The 19,858-nt window shown below is 43.2% G+C and carries 11 protein-coding genes; 4 read left to right on the top strand and 7 right to left on the bottom strand.

Annotated features, from left to right (window positions below):
* Positions 1-1,307: 1,307 nt before the first annotated feature.
* From QUB10_RS30850 to QUB10_RS30835, 4 genes are all read right to left on the bottom strand, one after another.
* Positions 1,308-4,538, bottom strand: coding sequence for a multicopper oxidase domain-containing protein (locus QUB10_RS30850; RefSeq protein ID WP_333206972.1), 3,231 nt, complete (start codon positions 4,536-4,538; stop codon positions 1,308-1,310).
* A 161-nt stretch (positions 4,539-4,699) separates the two neighbouring features.
* A complete protein-coding gene (locus tag QUB10_RS30845) occupies positions 4,700-5,338 on the bottom strand; it encodes a cupin domain-containing protein (RefSeq protein ID WP_333206971.1) in 639 nt (212 codons plus the stop codon).
* A 301-nt stretch (positions 5,339-5,639) separates the two neighbouring features.
* Positions 5,640-5,996, bottom strand: coding sequence for a carboxymuconolactone decarboxylase family protein (locus QUB10_RS30840; RefSeq protein WP_333206970.1), 357 nt, complete (start codon positions 5,994-5,996; stop codon positions 5,640-5,642).
* A 209-nt stretch (positions 5,997-6,205) separates the two neighbouring features.
* Positions 6,206-6,580 carry an ATP-binding protein gene (locus tag QUB10_RS30835; protein ID WP_333206969.1) on the bottom strand — a complete coding sequence of 125 codons (375 nt, stop codon included), beginning with the start codon at positions 6,578-6,580 and terminating at the stop codon, positions 6,206-6,208.
* Between the two features lie 827 nt (positions 6,581-7,407).
* Here QUB10_RS30835 and QUB10_RS30830 point away from each other — a divergent pair.
* Positions 7,408-7,554, top strand: a complete 147-nt coding sequence (locus tag QUB10_RS30830; RefSeq protein ID WP_333206968.1) for a hypothetical protein — start codon at positions 7,408-7,410, stop codon at positions 7,552-7,554.
* Between the two features lie 107 nt (positions 7,555-7,661).
* A complete protein-coding gene (locus QUB10_RS30825) occupies positions 7,662-8,861 on the top strand; it encodes a response regulator (protein ID WP_333206967.1) in 1,200 nt (399 codons plus the stop codon).
* 270 nt (positions 8,862-9,131) lie between these two features.
* On the opposite strand, the gene QUB10_RS30820 is transcribed toward QUB10_RS30825, so the two are convergent.
* On the bottom strand, positions 9,132-15,644 hold the full coding sequence (locus tag QUB10_RS30820; RefSeq protein WP_333206966.1) for an AAA family ATPase: 6,513 nt from the start codon (positions 15,642-15,644) through the stop codon (positions 9,132-9,134).
* Between the two features lie 343 nt (positions 15,645-15,987).
* Between QUB10_RS30820 and QUB10_RS30815 the strand changes: the two genes are divergently transcribed.
* Positions 15,988-16,689 (top strand): polysaccharide deacetylase family protein, encoded by a 702-nt coding sequence (locus QUB10_RS30815; protein WP_333206965.1) that lies wholly within the window; start codon positions 15,988-15,990, stop codon positions 16,687-16,689.
* A 254-nt stretch (positions 16,690-16,943) separates the two neighbouring features.
* Here the strand turns inward: QUB10_RS30815 and QUB10_RS30810 are convergent, their stop codons facing one another.
* Both QUB10_RS30810 and QUB10_RS30805 read right to left on the bottom strand, forming a co-directional pair.
* Entirely contained in the window at positions 16,944-17,675 is a 732-nt protein-coding gene (locus tag QUB10_RS30810; RefSeq protein WP_333206964.1) for a lipid-A-disaccharide synthase-related protein, read from the bottom strand.
* 7 nt (positions 17,676-17,682) lie between these two features.
* On the bottom strand, positions 17,683-18,150 hold the full coding sequence (locus QUB10_RS30805; RefSeq protein WP_333206963.1) for a hypothetical protein: 468 nt from the start codon (positions 18,148-18,150) through the stop codon (positions 17,683-17,685).
* Between the two features lie 122 nt (positions 18,151-18,272).
* Here QUB10_RS30805 and QUB10_RS30800 point away from each other — a divergent pair, with 122 nt between their 5' ends.
* Complete coding sequence (locus tag QUB10_RS30800) at positions 18,273-19,436, top strand: GuaB3 family IMP dehydrogenase-related protein (RefSeq protein WP_333206962.1); 1,164 nt, start codon at positions 18,273-18,275, stop codon at positions 19,434-19,436.
* The last annotated feature ends 422 nt before the right edge of the window (positions 19,437-19,858 follow it).

Genomic DNA, 19,858 nt, shown 5'->3' with positions numbered 1-19,858 from the left:
GTCCAAAAAGGACGGGCGGGACGCCCATCCCACAATAACAATTAAAATTGTAAGTTATTTAATTCGCGATCCTAAGCTAACCCGACATCGATCGAATAGCTATTAATCCCGATTGCATACCGCGAATTTTTCAGCTTGACAAATATCTCCCTAGCTGATTATAATTCCCGCATTTCTATTTGACAAAAACCTATATTAATTGCAGCGTTAACTTTCCAGAATTCCAGATTTGCTTGTTTGCTGTTTTCACTTTCGCTGTTTTTCGCTATAATTTGCCAAGATTTAGTGGCTTAGATTTCTGATATTTAATGGCATTGTATGGATTGATTTATTTCGCATAATATCCGGTAGCAAATGCCTAAAATACTGTATAAACCGCTCAAATAATAATCAGAATTGACACTGTTGAGTGTGGAGGGGAAGTTGACAGACAAGCTTCTGAAATCCTCACAAATCAAGTCGAGTTTATATTCAGGAGCAAGCAGCTATGTCTATTAACGATGTTGAAACAGCGATCGTGGATGAACAAATTCGCCCTCAAGAATGCGGTCGCGTTCGTTTCCAAAACAGTTGGTGGCCGACGAAGTGCGATCCTCTTTGAGGGCTTCGCTAACGAGAAATAACTTTGCAACCCGGTGAAGTTGTTCGCGTCGTGAGACTTGACAACATTACTCTGCTCGTTGAAGCGTAGTTGGGAAACAATCGGGGTTGATGTTCATAGGTCCGCTCTTTGAGGGTAGGTGCATGGGGTCTCAACCATGCTGTATGATCTATCGCCAATAGTGGGCGTTCCACTTGTGACATCTGTTGAATGTATAATTGCATCAATTTTTCACGGGTAGGGTCTAGAATCTTGCAGCGCTTCATAAACGCTCTTACACTCACGCCGAAATAAAGGACGAGCGAGCCAAATCTCCTCGCACATGAGACGTGGCGAGTCGTCATCACCGCATCTACTAGTTCAAAAGTGGCATATGCAGGCATTGCCGAGGCATTCATAAGCAAGTTGACGAAATTCCTGTAATTGTTCAAACTTCATGCAGGTAGATTTGAGATTTTTTGTTGAATTCTCAATTTTCTACCCTTACACTGTCTCTTGAAACTATCGCAGACAGTTTTTTTTTGAGGTTGTCAGCCGAAGAGAACGTCAACGGTCGCTGGGATCTATGCTAGTGGTTGAGCCTCATAGCTCTTCACCAGATCCCATTGCCGTTCTTAAGTTTAAATCTAACCGCGCTTTAAGACGTGCTTAGTCTAAACTCCCAAAGAGTTTTGAATTGGTGGCGGAAATTGAGCTGAGCATAAGCCTAAAAAATGTTAAATTTAGCACTGCTTAAGCTAGAAGATGTTACATTATTCAATTGTGCGATTGCTAGGCCGCTATTTTTGAGTTTTAAGACGACATTTTGCTCTACATCTTGTAGGGATATATCGTCAAACCTGACACCACTAGACAACTGAATTAAATCCTCTTTCACGTTGAAGTCTGTGATGGTGTCGAAACCACTGATAGAACCACTGATAGAACCGAGTGGATTATTACTATTATTAAAACCCAGCGGCACAGCTATTTCAAATATATCTTTTCCCGCTCCTCCAGTCAACAGATCGTCGCCTTTTTCTCCCGATATAAAATCATTACCTTGTCCTCCGATAAGTGTGTCGTTGCCTTTGCCTCCATAGAGGGCATCATTCCCCGCGCCACCTTGTAAGTAATTATGCTCCTGACTGCCGTAAAGTGTTATGTCACGAGCCTCGGAAAAGGAGCCATCCTCGAATATCGGTTGATTCTTCTCATCCAAGTGAAGTAGCTCTAACTTATCGTTCCCTTCGTACATTAAAATCGGTTTTCCTCGCCCTTTACTCAGGTCAGCAAAAGAGCCACTAATTTTGTCTAATTTTTTATTGATGCTGAAGTCAGTGAACTCTGTAGCTCGATGAAAATGGGGAGCAACTTTTTCAGAATGGGAAGCTCCATGACCTTCTCCATTATTATAGCTAGCAATGTGAACTTGATTGTTATTGCTGGGAGAGTCAGTGGCAACAATTAGGTTAGCTTGGTGGCTTTGTTTTGCCAAAAGATAACCCGTAGTGACGTTTAAAGCACCTTGAAAATTATCACCAAAAGGCTTATATTCTATGGGTGCAGTTTGGGAATTTTTTCCTAGAGCTAATCCATCATAAATTAAGACTCTGCCGGTTCCTCCTTCGCCTTGGGTGAGAATAATATCATCAAAATTATCCCCAGTCACATCTCCTGCAGCTACCCGAACTTCTCCCTCGTAGTTCGTACCAAAAAGATTCTGCAAGCTGTATAGAACATTATTGTCTTGACCGCTGTAAATTTTGACTTCTTGACGGCTAGCTGCAATCACATCCCCGTAACCATCGCCGTTGACATCTCCGACCGCTACAGAAACCTGTCTCTGACCGCTACCGCTAAAGGGTTGAAATTCTCTGAACCCGGCTAAGCTTTTACCGTCATAGACTTTAATGGTGGGATTATTACCGGAGGTTTGGGCCGTGACAATATCCGTAACATTATCTCGGTTAATATCACCAACAGCGGTTTTAATTCCTCCTTGGTAATTTTCGCCAAAAGGCAACAACTGACTGCGTTTGTTCCTATCTGCCGCATTGTAAAGATTGACAATTCCCTTCTCTCCAGGCTGACTGTCTGAGGCTAACCATGTCTTCTCGGTATTGAGAATTACTCGCACTGTTCCCATCATCCCGGAATCTTCGTGACTCAAAATATGGCAGTGATAAACATAGGCTCCTGGAAAATCCTTGAACCCCATACGGATGACAACTTTAGTGGGGTCGCCATTAACTTGTGGAGTTCCAAAGGGATTTTGTTCTGTAGAAGTTCCAGGTTTATAAGGTGGAGACAAGGCCACAGTATCCCGTACAAAATCCGATAAATCTGTGAGGAGAACATCATTAATCGACTTAATTGTAAAGTCATTTTGGTGGATGTGAAACGGATGCCACTCTACAATCCCCTTGTCTCCCGAGGCGTTAACCAGCTTCCATTCTTCCACTGTATCCAACATCGGCATAATCACAGGAACATTTGGCCACTTTTCCCCATTAATTAGAAAATCTGGTTTACCTCCTTGGGGTTTCTCTTGAGTTTTAAATTCTAATTGCCGATAATTATCTGGTGTGGCAGCGAGTAATTTTGCACCATCAGATTGCCCATAATTATCTGGTGTGGCAGCCAGTAATTTTGAACCCTCAGATGAGGGTAAAGCTTTTTGGAGTTGCGGAGGTGCAACATCTGCTGGGGCAGGTTGACCTGCCACTTCTACTGTTCCAATAACTGCTTGCGGATGCTTCAAATGCCCATCATTTAAATACCCATTAGGTGTTAAAAAATCAAAATAACCATTCGGTGTTTTATTAGGGTCAATGGGAGTGATGGCTTCGGAAGCATTATTGAGGAGGTAATATTTTCCAGGCTGAGACACCCTTGCCAAGACAGTCATCCGCTTTCCTGGTGGCACAAAAATGGTATCGGTTTGTGAAGGAGTCTGAATAACACCGTTATCACCATCATTGCCAATAATGTACAGCGGTTGATCGTTTTTACCCGTTTCGTCCACTAACTTGATGTTAAACCAACTATTATTGCCTAAATTAGCCATCGTCCACACCTGCCACTCACCTGTATTCATAGTGACGGTGGGATTGTATTGCTCATTAACGCTATAAATCACATTGTCCAATATTCCGCCTGTTGGGGGAGAGGGCTGGCCAATTTTGTAAACGCCCTCAGCGGGATTAGAAGATGCTTTGTCGTAATAAATGCTTTTCAGACCAAAAATTTTCAGAGGAGCATTTTCTAACCCTTCGTATTTCTTAATTTCTTTGTTAGGATCGATGGCTAATAGCCCGCTCAATCCTCCTTGAACTTGTGCATCAGTTTTTTCATGTAAATGGGGATGATACCAATTCGTTCCTGTAAAATGATCGTCAGGAATATCAATTACGGTATTCCATGTTTCTTGAGGATCAATCTGAATTAAAACATTATCGCCTTGTCCTAATGGAGAAACATGAAGACCGTGAGAATGAAAATTAGTGGCTTCGCCTAATTGGTTTTGGATAGATAAATCTAAGCGATCGCCCGGATTGGCAATTAAAGTAGGGCCGATCCAAGAGCCGTTATAGGTCATCAAGCGGGGCTTAGATGTTTCTCCTTGACCGGCAGGTTCTGGATTATCTTGTAAAACACCTAAACCATCAATTTTTACCTGATTGGTGTACCCCATAGTGAGGTTGAGCTTTAGCAATCCATTTTGACTGCTAAAAGCGGTTTCATTATCCGTTGTATCTAATAAGTTTTTCAGTAAACCGCCACTGGTAGGGGGGATTAAGTCCTGAAAATTCTTTGTTGTAGCGTTAGTAAACTGATAAGTGACGGCTTGAGCCTGACTTGCAAAAGTGGGCTGACTCGCCAGAGTAGGCTGACTCGCCAGAATAGGCTGAGCTATCACTGTATTATCAGTATGTGCTTGATGGGAACCGGCCATAGTTTCTGACTCCAATAATTTTGTTGATTAGTTTTATGTGTTGCAAATTCAAGTTCTTTTTTAGCTGTGAAATCATAGCTCCTTTTGCTGGGGGTGGCTTTAATACTCACTGAGAAAGTAGCAAATTATGGCTATAACCATGAATTAAGTTGGTGAGTTAATTATTTACAGTTTCTACCCTTTCCTCCTTCAATATCAGGAGCTAATAAAGCCTGTAATTCATCTAGGTGTGATTCCATTTTGGGGAAGTTATAGTCAACCGAGTCTACATATTCCCAAAAGTGTGCGCTTTGGTTAATTTCGTATTTAGGCCCTTCGCTGACGTATCGCGCTCTATTTTCAGGATTAACGGCTGGTGGATTCGCTCGGTCTAAAACTTTTTGACCAACGGCTAAAAAGTAATTAGAAATGCCGACTTTATCCTCATCGGGAGTCCAGACAAATGTCAATTTCCTCGGTTCGGTTGAATTATTCACAAATCCATGCACATATTGCTTAGGACTGTAATAAACACTACCGGGTTTAACGGTTTCCAAATGCAGGCTTTCTTGAGGCGCAGTTACTCCTGGGATATCTTTCATTTCTTGGTAAAGCGTACTACCGTGCATCAGCGTTATACCCCCATTTGGAAAGTAAAACCACTCATTTGCATGATGGTGAATATGGGGAGGTGGGCCGCCTCCTGCTGCAACCACTGCTTCTGCCATTGCGTACTGTCCGCAAGTGGTTTTGCCTGTTTTAACAAAAGCAAATGTTTCACCACCCCCTAAAATTAAAGCTGGATTTTTATCTGTGATCATCTTGGGAAAACTCAACCCTTGAATATTTGTAGTGTTTGTACCATCGCTATGGGAAGTGTGAGCGAAAACTTGGAAAGGAAGAAAAACTGCTATAACAGCAATTCCGGTAGCAATCCTAAATGCTAGTAGTAAAGCAATCTGTTTCTTAACTGTGAATAAAGTATTAACTTTTTTCCACAGGATCGATTTAACTTGCTACCTGAGTTTGCATAAGTGATGAAAGCAGGAATTATGACTGCTGAGTCATGAGTCATGATAAATGGACGGGTGAGGAATCTGCGATCGACATATAAATTAGCCACTAAGCCGATCGCATCTGAGCGACTATCTCATTCAACACCCCAAAACAACCAGCTACTTTATTGAAGCCAGCATAAATGCACATAAACAGCAGTAATTCTTCAATCTCCTCATAAGTAGCTCCCTGGTTGAGAGCCATAGAGACGTGAGCTCCAAAGGGGTTCCCAGGGCCAACTTGATCCTGATTCACTACATCTACAGCAATGGTGATGAGAGCTTTTGTCTTTTGATCGATGAGCGGCAGCCCCCAAGCTTCTCCAGCCACTCTTGTCACAAAATAACCCACTTTGGGGTTTATTTTCTTCAGTCCTTCTTGGAGGGCTAAATCATCCAAAACGGCATTTTTGTAATTTTCCATGAGGCGTTACCTTAAAAGAGAGCTCTCTAAATTGTCTGGATTAGTCTGTTTAACGTAAGAACCCACAGTCGTACTCCTGTTTTTATACGTCGCTCAATCAAAAAGCAGTATGGCTTCTCTAGTTGGAAATTAGGCCGATTTGAACGCCGGGATGCCCTTTCCTATCTATTACCTTTCCGCTCGACCGTAAATATATTGCGAGTGCGATTTTATACCCGGTCGTAAGAAAATTTATCTACGCCTTGGATAGCCAGATAAACTCCTAGCCCTCCAATACTTTTTTCGTGCAGGTGTTTATCCAAATCACTAGGTAGGGCTTGCTCGATGGGATCGTAAGTGACTCCTGTATCCTCAATAACAATTGTCAAATTTCGATCGCTGAGTTCGGCGCACAACTCCAAATTCCCCTCTCTGCCCGATTCTTCATAACCGTGAATGATGATATTTGTGGCCATTTCAGCGACTGCTAGGCGCAGCCCGTAAGATGCTTTTTTTTTCAGCTCAGCTTCCGCTGCTACCGCGAGGACATACTGATCTATCTGACTTAAAGAATCTAATTTTCCCGCCACTATTAACGGGTTCATAAATGAAACAATTTATCCTTCTAAAGGCTATAAATTTCCACAGAAATTGAGCTGCAATTTGGGGAGTTTGTATGCTCTGCAGCGAGGAACTCAGCTTGGAAAATTAGATCGATGTCAGCTCATTGAGCAAACCCATCGATTGGCTGGTTAAGAAAGTTCTCTCCAAGAACTGGTTACTAGGTAAGATCACTGCTACCTGCAGCCTGTAGAGCAGATAGATAACCTGACTGGTGCTAGCCTCTACCTTTAGATAGAGCAGGTAAACAGATCGATCGCTACCTTTCTATGTCTTTGGGTGGGTGCTATTCAATAGTATGTGTAAACAATCCGGATAAAGCAAGTCGGAAAAGTCGGATCATAAAGTCGGAAAAGTCGGATCATAAAGTCGGAAAAGTCGGACGCCCTGGTTTTACTATCTATCTATAGAGCAGATCAACAGCATGACTGGTATTTTTTTATGTCTTTTGGTAGATGCTATTCAATACTATGTTATAGTAAAGGGAATCAAGCAAGTCGGAAAAGTCGGATCGTAAAGGCGGGTCGTTGCCTAATTGGTCTATTTCTGAGGCATAACATATGACGTGCTAAAATACATCAGTAATAATACTGAAAATTAATGTAATTGTCTGCGCTAATCGGCGGATGTTTTTACTTGACCATATAAAAACTAATCAAGGCTTGTCTTTTGGATAAATACAAGCCTTGGTAGTGAGTTATACGGTTCTCCGCTAGGTAGCGAACTCAGATTTATGAAAAATGAACCCGTTTTTCAGATTTGTTAAGAGCTTTATATATGTCAAAGACTCGATGTCGTAGGCGTTGACGGGGTGACAAGAAACTTAAAAGCCTTGCAATTAAAGGGTTTAAGCCGATCGCCCTCACAAAGAATTAGGGGGGCGCGATCGCCTTTTTCCGGTTGCGACAAGGTGGAATCACGATCGGGGGCGATCGTCCAGGAGCGTAAGTGTCAATAAGTCTGTCATAATAACTATTAGGAATTTCTCCACCGACTTAGTACGGTGTATAACTCAAAGCTAGGGTGCAAAACTGAAAAACCTTACCCGATGAGATTGATTTGTATATGACTTTTGAACAAGCTCTAGAATTTATCGAATCAGCCTTAGAGTCCAAAACCAGTAAACCGTTAAATTTTCTTGAGCAGGAAATCTTAAAAGCTGCTTGGAAAAACGCAACTTATAGTGCTGTTGCTGACAGTTTGTACCTCAGCGTAGGACATATCAAAGATTCATCTTCCCTCCTCTGGCAGCGCATTTCCGACGTAATGGGAGAAAAAGTTACTAAAAATAACTTCCGCTCTCTGGTAGAGAAGCAAAGCACTACCACTGATCTAGCCGAGACCGAAGTCGAAGGCGAACCTATGACGATAGATTCGGTAGGAGAAAGTGACATCAATGAATTAGGAACTTGCAAAGGCAACATTTTAATTGTTGATGACCTCCTAGAAAATCTTAATTTTCTAACAAAACTTCTCACTAAGGAGGGGTATAAAGTTCGCGGTGTCACCAATGGTGCGATGGCTTTGAGGACAGTTCGCCATTATCCCCCCGATGCTATCTTGCTGGATATTAAAATGCCAGACATAGACGGCTATCAAGTCTGCGAAGCCCTCAAATCGGATGAAAAAACCTCAGAAATTCCGATTATTTTCTTAAGCGCACTTGACCAAGTTTTTGATAAAGTCAAAGCTTTTAAGGTAGGGGGAGTTGACTACATCTCTAAACCTTTTCAGCCGGAAGAAGTGCTAGTTAGGCTCGAAACTCAGGTCACTATCCAGCACCAAAAACGCCAGCTTAAAGAAGCAATCGAGCGACACCAGCAAACCGCAGAAATTGCCTACCAATCTCGCAGCCTGCTGGCAAATTTGCTAAACTCATCTCTGGATGGAATAGCCGCAGTGCAGGCGGTGAGGGGAGATATCGCTGGAGAAATTGAAGATTTTCGCTGCTTGGTAGTTAACCCTGTCTTTGCCAGACTCTTAGGGAAAAAACGAACAGAACTCGCGGGCGAACCCGTGCTGAAAAAACTGCTTAATCAATTGAGTCCCGGATTGTTTGATTTATTAGTAGAAGTTGTTGAGACTGGAGAATCGCTTGAAGGAGAGGTTCATCTAGAAAGTCATTACCTTGGCAAATGCTATTATTTCACTGCTGTGAGATTGGGAGACGGTTGCTCAATTACCATCCGCGATCTTACAGACTTAAAACAGTCGCCATTAAAGTCAATTCTGGAACAGAACCAACCGCGTACTAGCATCAAATAGGATAAACCTGAAATATTGCACCATTCTCAATAACCCTTCTATGGGCGGGCTCTCCTGCCCAACCCCTACTCCCCACAAGAAAATGCACTTTTTGTGGAACAGGCCGGAAAGCCTGTTCTGGAGAATGGTGCAACATATGAGATAAACGGGACTTACGCACTCCCACGGCTGCTAGAAACCGGGTTTTTTAGCGAATCTACGGGCTGTAACGCGTCTTCTCGTAAAAAAACCCGGTTTCTGACCACCCCTGTGTAATTCCTAAAAATATCATCATTCACCAACCAAGGGTTCAGTTAAATCCAGAATCTTCTCAAACTGAAACTTCGTCACCCAATTTCTGAGAGTGTGAAGCTCGAAAGCGTGAGATTCAGGAATCTCCTCTAGGATTTGAAAAACTAATTCCGAATCAGCGTTAATAGCTGCTTCATATAATTTTACTATCCATTCTTTTGACATCGCTGCTAATAAATCCGTGAAATTTAACGATTCTCCAGTCACATTAGAAGGGGGAGATGGTAGCTCTTGCTCCTGATAAATATAAAGGACGCCCAAATGTTTAGTCATGATGTCAAAGATGGCCTCTGTGTGGAACGGTTTTCGCACAAAATCATCACAACCAGCCGATAAAATAACTGCCTTTTCTTCTTCCCACACGCTAGCAGTAATAGCAATAACAGCAGTAGCTTGACCTTTAATGGTGCCTTTAATGCGTTTCGTGGCTTCATACCCATCCATAATGGGCATTCTCATGTCCATCCAGATGAGATGGGGTGAGTATGAATCCCAAATTTCAAGCGCTTCAATACCGTTACTCGCTTCTTGCACTTCAAAACCAACAGGTTTGAGGAGTTTAACTAACAGTTGCCGATTGTAATCTCGATCGTCCACCACTAGGATGCGATATTGGGGTTGGTTGGGAGCTAAGGCAACAACGCGACGATTGTAGGGTTGGTTTTGAATTGCGCGATCGGCGATGCCCACAGTAATGTCAAATTGAAATGTTGTGCCAGAGGTCGGTAGAGGCTTTGTATCATCAGATAATTCCCCCAGAGGCATTCCGGGAGTGAAAGCTTTACCGTCACTAATGACAGTTATTTCACCTCCCATCAAGCGGATAAATTGGCGGCTAATCGTCAGTCCTAATCCGGTTCCTTGCTGCACTTTTTGACCTGATGCTGTTTGCACGAAGGGCTTGAATAGTTGCTTCAATTCCTCTGATGCCATGCCAACTCCCGTATCTTTTATTTCAAAGGTAATGGTTGTTGGTTGTTGGTTGTTTGTTATTTGTGTTTCGGCTTCACTTTTGCCTTTGGCATTTTTACTTTTTACTTCTACAGACACGCTTCCAGAAGAGGTAAACTTGACGGCATTACCGATTAAGTTAATCAGCACTTGCCGTAACTTAACTTCATCAGCGTAGATGTATTTGGGAACATCGGCAGCACATTCAACTCGTAATTGTAAGCCTTTATCTTTGGCTTTCAACGCAAACATATCCTCGATATCAGCTAATAAGTGATGGATGTTTAAATTATTTTCCGAGAGCGTCATGCGTCCAGCTTCGACTTTGGAAAGGTCAAGCACCTGATTAATTAGAGATAATAAATGATCTCCACTGCGATGAATAATGTTGAGGTTTTCTTTTTGTTCATTTAACAGATTTGTATCCCGCTCCATCAGTTGAGAAAAGCCGAGAATGGCGTTCAGGGGAGTTCGCAATTCGTGGCTCATGTTGGCAAGGAAAGTGCTTTTGGCGAGGTTGGCAGCTTCAGCAGCGTCTTTTGCTTGTTCGAGTTCTGCTTCTGTTTTTTTGCGATCGCTAATTTCCTGTTCTAAGCGGACATTTTCGATGAGGGTTTTTTCGGCTTGTTTGCGATCGCTAATATCTTGAAAAGCTGCGATCGCATATTCTACATTACCCGTGTCATCGAAAATGGGCGTACTGGTTGATTCTACAGAAACAATCCGCTCGTTTTGATATAGTTCCAAGTCATCAGCCTGCGCGGTTTCACCGCCAAGCGATCGCACTAGGGGTAGCTGTTCGACTGGATACATCTCCCCAGTGCCTGCGCGATAAACGCCATAGGTTTGTGATAATTTTTCGGTTTCGGCTTTTGGTAAATCTTGAATATTCAGTAACTTCTGTGCAACTTGATTGGTGTAGATGATTTGTCCTTTGGCGTCGTGAACGGAGATGCCCAGGGGAATAGCATTGAGGAATTTATTCAGGCGATTTTGCGTCGATTGTACTTGAGTGTAGAGTCTGGCGTTGGTAAGTGCGATCGCGGCCTGAGTTGAAAGTAATTGAATCACTTCCAGGCGATCGGGTGTAAAAACCCCATCTGCTAAATTATTTTCCAAGTAAACAATTCCAATTAATTGCCCTTGATTGAGCAGAGGAGCGCAAAGGATAGACTTGGGCTGCTGTGTTTTGATATAAGCGTCTTGGGTAAATCTGCCTTCACGGGCAACATTGGTTTCAATCAGTCCTTCCTGAGTCCTTTCAACATAGTGAATAATCGACAAAGGCAAACAGGTTTCTATTGGAGTTGATTGCAACACTATCACCTGATTTGAGTTAGCATTCCCTGACGCTTCGACTCTTAGTTGTCCTTGAGACTCTAAAATTAGATAGCCACTTTGTGCCCCGCAACTTTCCAGCAGGATTCTCATCAAAGTCGTCAGGAGTTTATCCAACTCAATTTCACTGGCAATTGCCCCAGATGCTTTCATCAATGCTGCCAAATCCAGGGTTTCTCCTGAAATGCTGTTAGATGTATCAGACAGGCTGTTGCGCGATTTATCCGACAAATTGGCTTTCGTAAAACGCTTTAAAAGTTCTGGATACTGTCGTTCCAAATCAGTGATTTTAGCTGTTGCACCCCAACGTAAATAGCAGTAGTAAGCATTTGTCATATAGGCTTGGGCAACTTGCTCTTTTCCCCAAGCGATGTAGAATTTGGCAGCCAATTCATTAGCCAAAGCCTCTTCGTTGAGGTACTCATGTTCTTTCGCTAAGGCAATAGCGCGATCGTAGTAGTCGATCGCCCTAGCCTTTTCACCCAAAACTCGATGCCGCTCTGCCTCCACTAGATAGAATTTATGGAGGTGAGTCATCGGAGCTGAACTCGCCCATTTCTCGATCTTTTTCTGATTGGATTCAACCTTTTTCAGGATTTGTTTTTGCTCATATTTAGAAACATCAAAATATATAGCAAGATGAGTAAGGGAATTGTAAAAATGAGAAAGAGGAACAGAGCCCACAGCACTGTTTATATTTTTTTCAACCAAGGCGGCATTTTCCAGGGCTTGCTGATAGTCTTGAAAAAGATAGCCGAGGTATAATTTAAAAAAATAGATAGAGTGACAAATATTTGTAGTATTCGCCGCCAAATGAATGGGCAGCATTTTTGTTTCATCATAGCTTTCACCGATTAAACGGCACTTATTTTCAGCCCGACCCATTAAGTTCAATACGACCTGCCACTGGAGTTGATTGTAATAAAAGAATGTTTCTTGATTAAATTGCAGGAAAGCGTTACTGTACATAGCCATCTCGCGTTCCAGCCTTGTCAGTTCCTGGCCCGCTACCAGGGAATAGTAGCAGTATGCGCCGGCTGAAAAAGTCGCATATTCTAAATCTCCGGTTTCCCGTCCAATCAAGTAAGCATCTAGCAAAGGGGCTAAGCTTTCCCTAATATGCTCGTGCCAATGTCTAATAAAGTAATTAAAGATAAATAATGTCCGAGATTTAAGTCCTTCAACTTTGAATTTATCGACTAACAAGAGAGCAAGTTTTCCAAATAGATAGCCGGAGTTAACATCGTTTACGACTTCTCCAGAAAGAATTAGTCCGTAGGTAGCATAAGCATAGGATGACACCGGAGTATTACCATAATTTACTGATAAATTAACCTGTTTAAACACGATCAGCGGAAACAATTCTGGTGTGGCAAAATAGGCAGCAGAAAGCATAATTGATAGGATACGCATGGCGGCTATTTTGTCAGGATCAGTCATTTCTGGCAGGTCGATCAAGTCCTCGATTCGTTTCCCTGCTAGCCCGATCTTTGTCCTGGCGAGTGCAATGATAATATCTAATTTATTTGGGTTCTTGGGAAAGCGAATTCCCAACAGCTTTAATACTGAAAGTGCCGTCTCTATCGCTTCTAACGGTTTGTTTTGTGCTGTATAGGCTTGAATCTTGACTTCATAGACTTTCACTTTGTCCAGCAATGAAGTAGCTTGTTGAAGCACAATGTCAGCCAATTTTTCCATGTCCTCAACGTGACCACTCAAGATAGCAGCTTCTACTGTTTCCACATACAGTGCTAGACTTAGGTCATACTGACGAAGCCAACTATCTGCACTCAGGCAATTTATACCAATGCTTAAGTAATTCCATGCCGGTTTCCAAGCTGCTGATGCCTTCGCTTTTTTGCCAGCAATTAGATTTAATGGAGCAAGTTTATCTTTTTCTAACTGAACGTCAATTGTTTCAATACCAAAGTTGAGCTGATTGACAATATCAAAAATCTTTTGTTGGAGTACCTGTGGTGGTGTATTTTGTAACAACAGTTGCCCGACTTTCCAGTGAACCGCTTGCTTGTCGTCTGGGGGAATTAGGGAATAGGCGGCTTGCTGGATGCGATCGTGAGCAAATTTATAAGTAATTTTTAAGTCATTGGCCTCTCGGTTTGTTTTCAGGAATTTGTAATCATCTCCAAGGGGTAATATCAATCCTGCTTGAATAGCATTCCATAATTCATCAGCCGTTTGTTTTTGAGAAGTTTCATTAATAATTGAAAGCGTTTCTAAATCAAATTGGTTGCCAATGCAAGCGGCTAATCGTAAAACTTTTTGTGCGGAATCTGATAATGTTTGAATTTTATCGGCCATGAACTCAACAACGTTATCAGTAATATTCCTCGTTATAATTTGCTCTAAATCCCAATACCAAGCCCCAGCATTTGGATCAAAATTCAGCAATTGCTCTGTATAAAGTGACTTGAGAAACTCTTTAATAAAAAAGGGATTTCCTTGTGTTTTTTGCCAAACCAACTCGGCTAATCTTTGCGTAGGGACGCACTCGGTTTTCAGCGTATCCGCAATGAATTCATTAACCTGGCTTAAATTCAATGGTGAAAGAGAGAGATGATTAATTACTACTCCCTGTTTTTTCATCTCAGATAAAGTCAGCATAGTAGGATGAGTTGCACTGACTTCGTTATCTCGATAAGATCCGATTACAAACAGATATTGAGTAGTAAAATCGGTCATGATCAACTGGAGCAATTGCAACGTAGCGCTGTCTGTCCACTGAAGGTCGTCTAGAAATAGGACGAGGGGATGTTCTTTTTGGCAAAAAACTTGAATAAAATTTTGAAAAGCTAAATTAAACCTATTTCTTGCTTCTGTTGCAGGTAATTCTGGGACGGGATTCTGTTTGCCAATAATCAGTTCCACTTCGGGGATGACATCAATAATAATTTGTCCGTTGATTCCTAATGCACGTCGAATCTTCTCTCGCCAATGTTGTAATTGGGGTTCAGTTTCGGTGAGCAATTGTCGCACCAATTCTTGGAAGGCCGCGACTAAAGCTTGATAGGGAATATCGCGTTGCAACTGGTCAAATTTACCTGCAATAAAGTAGCCGCTTTTTTGAGTTATGATCTTATACAGTTCCTGAACTAAAGCTGATTTACCAATACCAGAGTATCCCGAAATTAGCATGAGTTCAGTTTGTGTCTCTACGGGTCGATTTTGTGACTGAGTTGTCGTTGGGTTACTCAGGTTATTTGCTAAACCAGCCCCTACTTGTTTTTCTTGTCTCGACGCTAGACGATCAAAGGCACTCAATAAGGACTCAATCTGTGATTCTCTCCCGTACAGTTTTTGAGGGAGTTGCAATTGAGGATAAATATCTTGGTATCCCAAGGAAAAAGCTTGAAATTTACCATTTCTAAATTGAGCGAGACAAGTTTTTAAATCTGCGTTGATTCCCCAAGCACTTTGATATCTATCTTCCGCCATTTTGGCCATTAACTTCATGACAATTTCTGAGACAGTCAAGGGAATTTCTGGATTATTTTCATGAGGTGGAGTGGGTTGTTTTGCAATATGGCAATGGACTAACTCAAGTGCATCAACGGATTCAAAAGGCAACTGGTTGGTTAGCAGTTCATAGAAAGTAACGCCAAGAGAATAAAAGTCAGTGCGATAGTCTAGTGAGCGATTCATCCTGCCTGTTTGTTCTGGAGACATATAAGCCAATGTCCCTTCTAGAAGATTAGGACTTTTGAGGCTGGGATTCTCTTGGGATAGGATGGTAGATAAGCCAAAGTCAATAATTTTTAATTTTCCAGTTTGAGGATTCAAGACAATATTAGATGGATTGATATCTTTGTGAATGACATTTTTTTGATGAACTTTGCCTAACGCATCTGTGATTTGGATGGCTAGGTGGAGAAACTCTGGTAATGCCAAGGGACTGCCATCCAGCAGGATTTTTAAGGACTCTCCTCCAAAATCTTCCAACAACATGAGTTGTGTGTTATCGTATTTTCGCAGTTCGTAGGCTTTAATCGTTTCCTCTAGGTTGAGAAGGCGAGTGATTTCGTATTCCTGCTGATAGCGGTAGAGTTCGGCTGCTGTGGGGTAATCCTCTTTGAGGAGTTTCAAAATCAAAGGTTGCTGATTTGATTTGAGGATGCCTCGGTATACGAGGGAATTAGCACTTTCGTAAATCTGGCTGACAATTGTGATATCTGGCAGTGAAATCATGTTGGGAATTATTGCTGCCTAAAAAAGTTGAGTATACAAATAAATATAACATGGGGAGGAGCGGGTGAGAGCAACAGTAAACTCGCTGCGAATATACATCCTTGCCTTACACCCCCCACAACTCCGGATCTTTTATTATTGCTTTTTTGCTCTGGACTTACTTACGCTATATGTATGGTACAAGTGTACTGGCACTTGAAGCGTCTAGCTATTGTACGATCGCCAAAAATGAAAATTTTCGTAACCGTCAATAATTAATGATAAAATAGCTTAAGGATCCCGTTACCCAATTGTGGTAATCTGACAACAATCCACTTTCATTCTCGATCGAGTGCGTGCAGCTATGCGAATCGGTAAAATTTTACAAAAGTTTCTGCTTTTCACAATAGCGTTACTTTTCGCAGTATCGCTGTTAATTAAAATTACTAAGTTTCACAATTATTTCGGCATCAACCGCGCCGATACCGACGTGAAAGTTGTTGCCCTCACCTACGATGACGGGCCATATCCTCCCTATACAAATCAGCTTTTAGATATCTTAGACCGCTATCAAGTTAAAGCAACTTTTTTTGAAATCGGCCGCAATATTGAGAAACATCCAGAAATCGTGAAAATGATTTTAGCGAGGGGAGATGAGTTGGCAAACCATTCCTACTCTCACAAAGATATGATGTTTAAACCCCGGGAAGTTTTGCTGTCTGAGATTGAAAAAACGGATAAACTTTTGCAAGAGTTGGGCGTTAAACAAGATAGTATCAGTTTTCGGCCGCCTTGGGGTAGGCGATTTGTAGTTTTGTCTTATTTGGTGTCCCAAATGCACAAAAAACTGATTATGTGGGATGTGGATTCCCACGATTATGAAAAAACACTCACGGCGGAAGATATCGCAAATCGGGTGATTGCAAATGTGCGATCGGGTTCGATTGTGGTGATGCACGACGGCGGGGGCGATCGCTCGAAAACCGTAGCAGCAACTGAGATGATTGTCAAGGATTTGCAGTCGAAAGGTTACGAATTTAAAACTGTTTCTGAGTTGTTGAAATAGCAGTAGGCTGCGTCAGCGACAATTATTTTCGCGACAAATCAACAATCTCATACTGACGCACCAGGGAATAATATCATGTCCGATAGAGCGATTAAAAGGGCGGGTTTTAGAGATTGTCAATTATTGGCAGATATTTTTCGTGAACCCGCCCCTACCGTATTAGAGGTAATCGACCGGACATAATATAAATGGTGCGTCAGAATTAGACTTTTCGTGGCCCTTGAAAATTTCAAACCTGACGCACCCTACTACAATCAATAACCAAGATAGTTGGTTACGTAATTAGCAATTTTTATGCTGCCGCCCGATCGCCCCATTCTCTCTAAACCATTTTGAATGCAACTGGCTAAATATTTATCATCTTGCAAAGTGCGATCGACTGCCAAAGCAGCTTCCTTGAGAATATCAGAATTTGCTGGTTGTGTGCCAATAACCTGCACGGAATTACCTAAAAGCCGATTTTGAGCCTCCGCAAACCGATAGGTAAATGCAGGGCCCTTTCCCGGTACTGCAATTACAGGTTTTCCCAAGCCCACAGCTTGTTCGACAGCAGTTCCAGTCATCCCAATTACTAAACTCGACTGCTGCAAAATATCGGCGAAAGCATCTGCATAACAAAGCACTTCAACTCCTAATTTTGGGTGCCTTTCCGGTGATTTTATGTGTTGAGGAATTAACTTGCCCGATCGCATTTGCCATGCGGATAGCGCCGCAATATCATCTAATTCAGGCATCAAAGCTGGAACTAAAGCTGCCCGAAACTGCACTGATACAGTAGAGTTACTAGCAATTTTTTTAACCAGTTCCAGGAGCAAAACGAGGTTGTTGGTGGCTTCTGGAAGGCGAGAACCTGGGAGAATGGCGATCGTCCGAACTCCGGGTATTAACTGCAAATCTTTGCCCGTAGAATTGAGGTTGTCCATGACAGGTGTGCCGACAAACTGAGCTTTTTTTAAACCCTGTCGGTTTAAGTCAGCAGCAGTCAAAGCATCTCTAGTAAAAACCGCCAGACATTGAGCAAAGCAACTGCCACAAGATTAAACCCAAATCGACTCGCCCCTCGTAATAACTAGAATGGGCCGATAGAAAAATTATATAGGGGCGGTGGCTGGCATGGGCGATCGCCCCGGCGACAATATCCCCAGTCGCCACCACCAAATCGCAGCGGCGCGAATCCGTCCAAACAGCTTGCAATTGCTGCCAAGTCAAAGCAATCAGCCCCGCCCCAATATCTTTGAGGAAAAACAGGGGATTCATGTAAAAAACTCCCCCAGACGGCATTTGACTGGTGGGCCCAATAATGGGCACGGTCGATCGACGGTAAGCAGCCCCGTCACCTACAATCGGCATTGCCGAAACATCAACATCCGCGCCAGATACTCTCAAAGCTTGGAGAATTTGACAGTTAATCGAGTCTTCCCCGTGGCCGTTGCTGAGGAAAAGTATCCCCTTCGATTTCATATAATCAGAATACAATCAGAATCAGTGCCGAGCTTTTTTTAAAGACAGCCGTGCGATCGCTACCTGCTGACAGGCTACGATTTTGTTACTCTAATTTAAATACATTGTGGAAGTGAAACAGCGTGAATATTGAAATTGGGCGGGGCAAAAGTGCTCGCCGAGCTTACGGCATAGATGAAATCGCGCTAGTACCAGGACAGCGCACCCTCGACCCGAGTTTGGCAGATACCAAGTGGCAGATTGGCGGGATCGATCGAGAAATCCCGATCATCGCCAGCGCCATGGATGGAGTAGTCGATGTCCGCATGGCGATTTTGCTGTCGGAATTGGGAGCAATGGGCGTGCTCAACCTAGAAGGAATTCAAACCCGCTATGCCGATCCCCAGCCAATATTAGAGCGCATCGCCAGTGTCGGGAACCACGAATTTGTTTCCCTGATGCAGGAACTCTATGCCGAACCCATCAAGCCAGAATTAATCGAGCTCAGAATTAAAGAAATTAAAGCAGGAGGAGGGATTGCGGCCGTTAGCGGTACACCGGCCGCTGCGAGCAAATACGGCCGGGCGGTTGCTGAATCGGGAGCCGATATATTTTTTGTGCAAGCAACTGTAGTCTCGACAGCTTTCCTTTCCCCTGAAGCGATCACGCCTCTAGACTTAACTCAATTTTGTCAAGAGATGCCGATCCCAGTAATTTTGGGCAACTGCGTCACCTACGAAGTCGCCCTGAATTTAATGAAAACTGGCGCTGCGGGCATTCTCGTGGGCATAGGGCCGGGGGCTGCTTGCACATCTAGGGGCGTACTGGGTGTCGGCGTTCCCCAAGCCACAGCGGTAGCAGACTGCGCCGCCGCGCGGGACGACTACTATCGCGAAACTGGTAAATACGTGTCGGTGATTGCTGACGGCGGTTTAATTACTGGCGGCGATATCTGCAAGTGCATTGCCTGTGGTGCCGATGGAGTGATGATTGGTTCGCCCTTTGCCAGGGCCGCCGAAGCTCCTGGCCGCGGCTTTCACTGGGGGATGGCAACTCCCAGCCCGGTTTTGCCGCGCGGCACTCGCATTCGCGTAGGGACTACGGGTACTGTGGAGCAAATTTTGCGGGGGCCAGCAGTGCTAGATGACGGTACGCACAACTTGCTCGGAGCTCTGAAAACTAGCATGGGTACCTTGGGCGCTAAGGATCTTAAGGAGATGCAGCAAGTGGAGGTGGTAATTGCTCCTTCTCTGCTGACTGAGGGTAAAGTCTATCAAAAAGCTCAGCAGTTGGGCATGGGTAAGTAGATTTACCGATCGAATACCAGCATACCTTGACAAAATTTGTTCCACAGTCTCGAAATTTACAGAATATTGTGGAATTATCGAGAAGGAGATGTCACAATAGAAGAAGCGGAGACGCATGTTTCCGTTCACTCCTCACACCACACTCCGCCCGGACTACTGTTCGGGCGGTTCCTTTTTTGCCGGAAATCTTGCCTCTTGCTTACTAGATAAAGGACTGAGGCTTTTCGCTCCGGAGAGGGGGAGAGGGGGAGAGTGGGAGAGTCTGGGGGTGGGAGAATTTTTTTTCTACATAAGTGCATTCTGCCTTGGGAAACATCAGTGCCTTGGGAAACATCAGTGCCTTGTTCCTTCAGGAATGAGAATTAAATAACTTCCACTCTTGAAAGTGGGATGGGCGTCCCGCCCGTCCAAAAAGGACGGGC

The sequence above is a fragment of the Microcoleus sp. B5-D4 genome (assembly GCF_036705145.1).
Classification (GTDB): domain Bacteria; phylum Cyanobacteriota; class Cyanobacteriia; order Cyanobacteriales; family Microcoleaceae; genus Microcoleus.
This window is presented reverse-complemented; position numbering and strand designations above follow the sequence as displayed.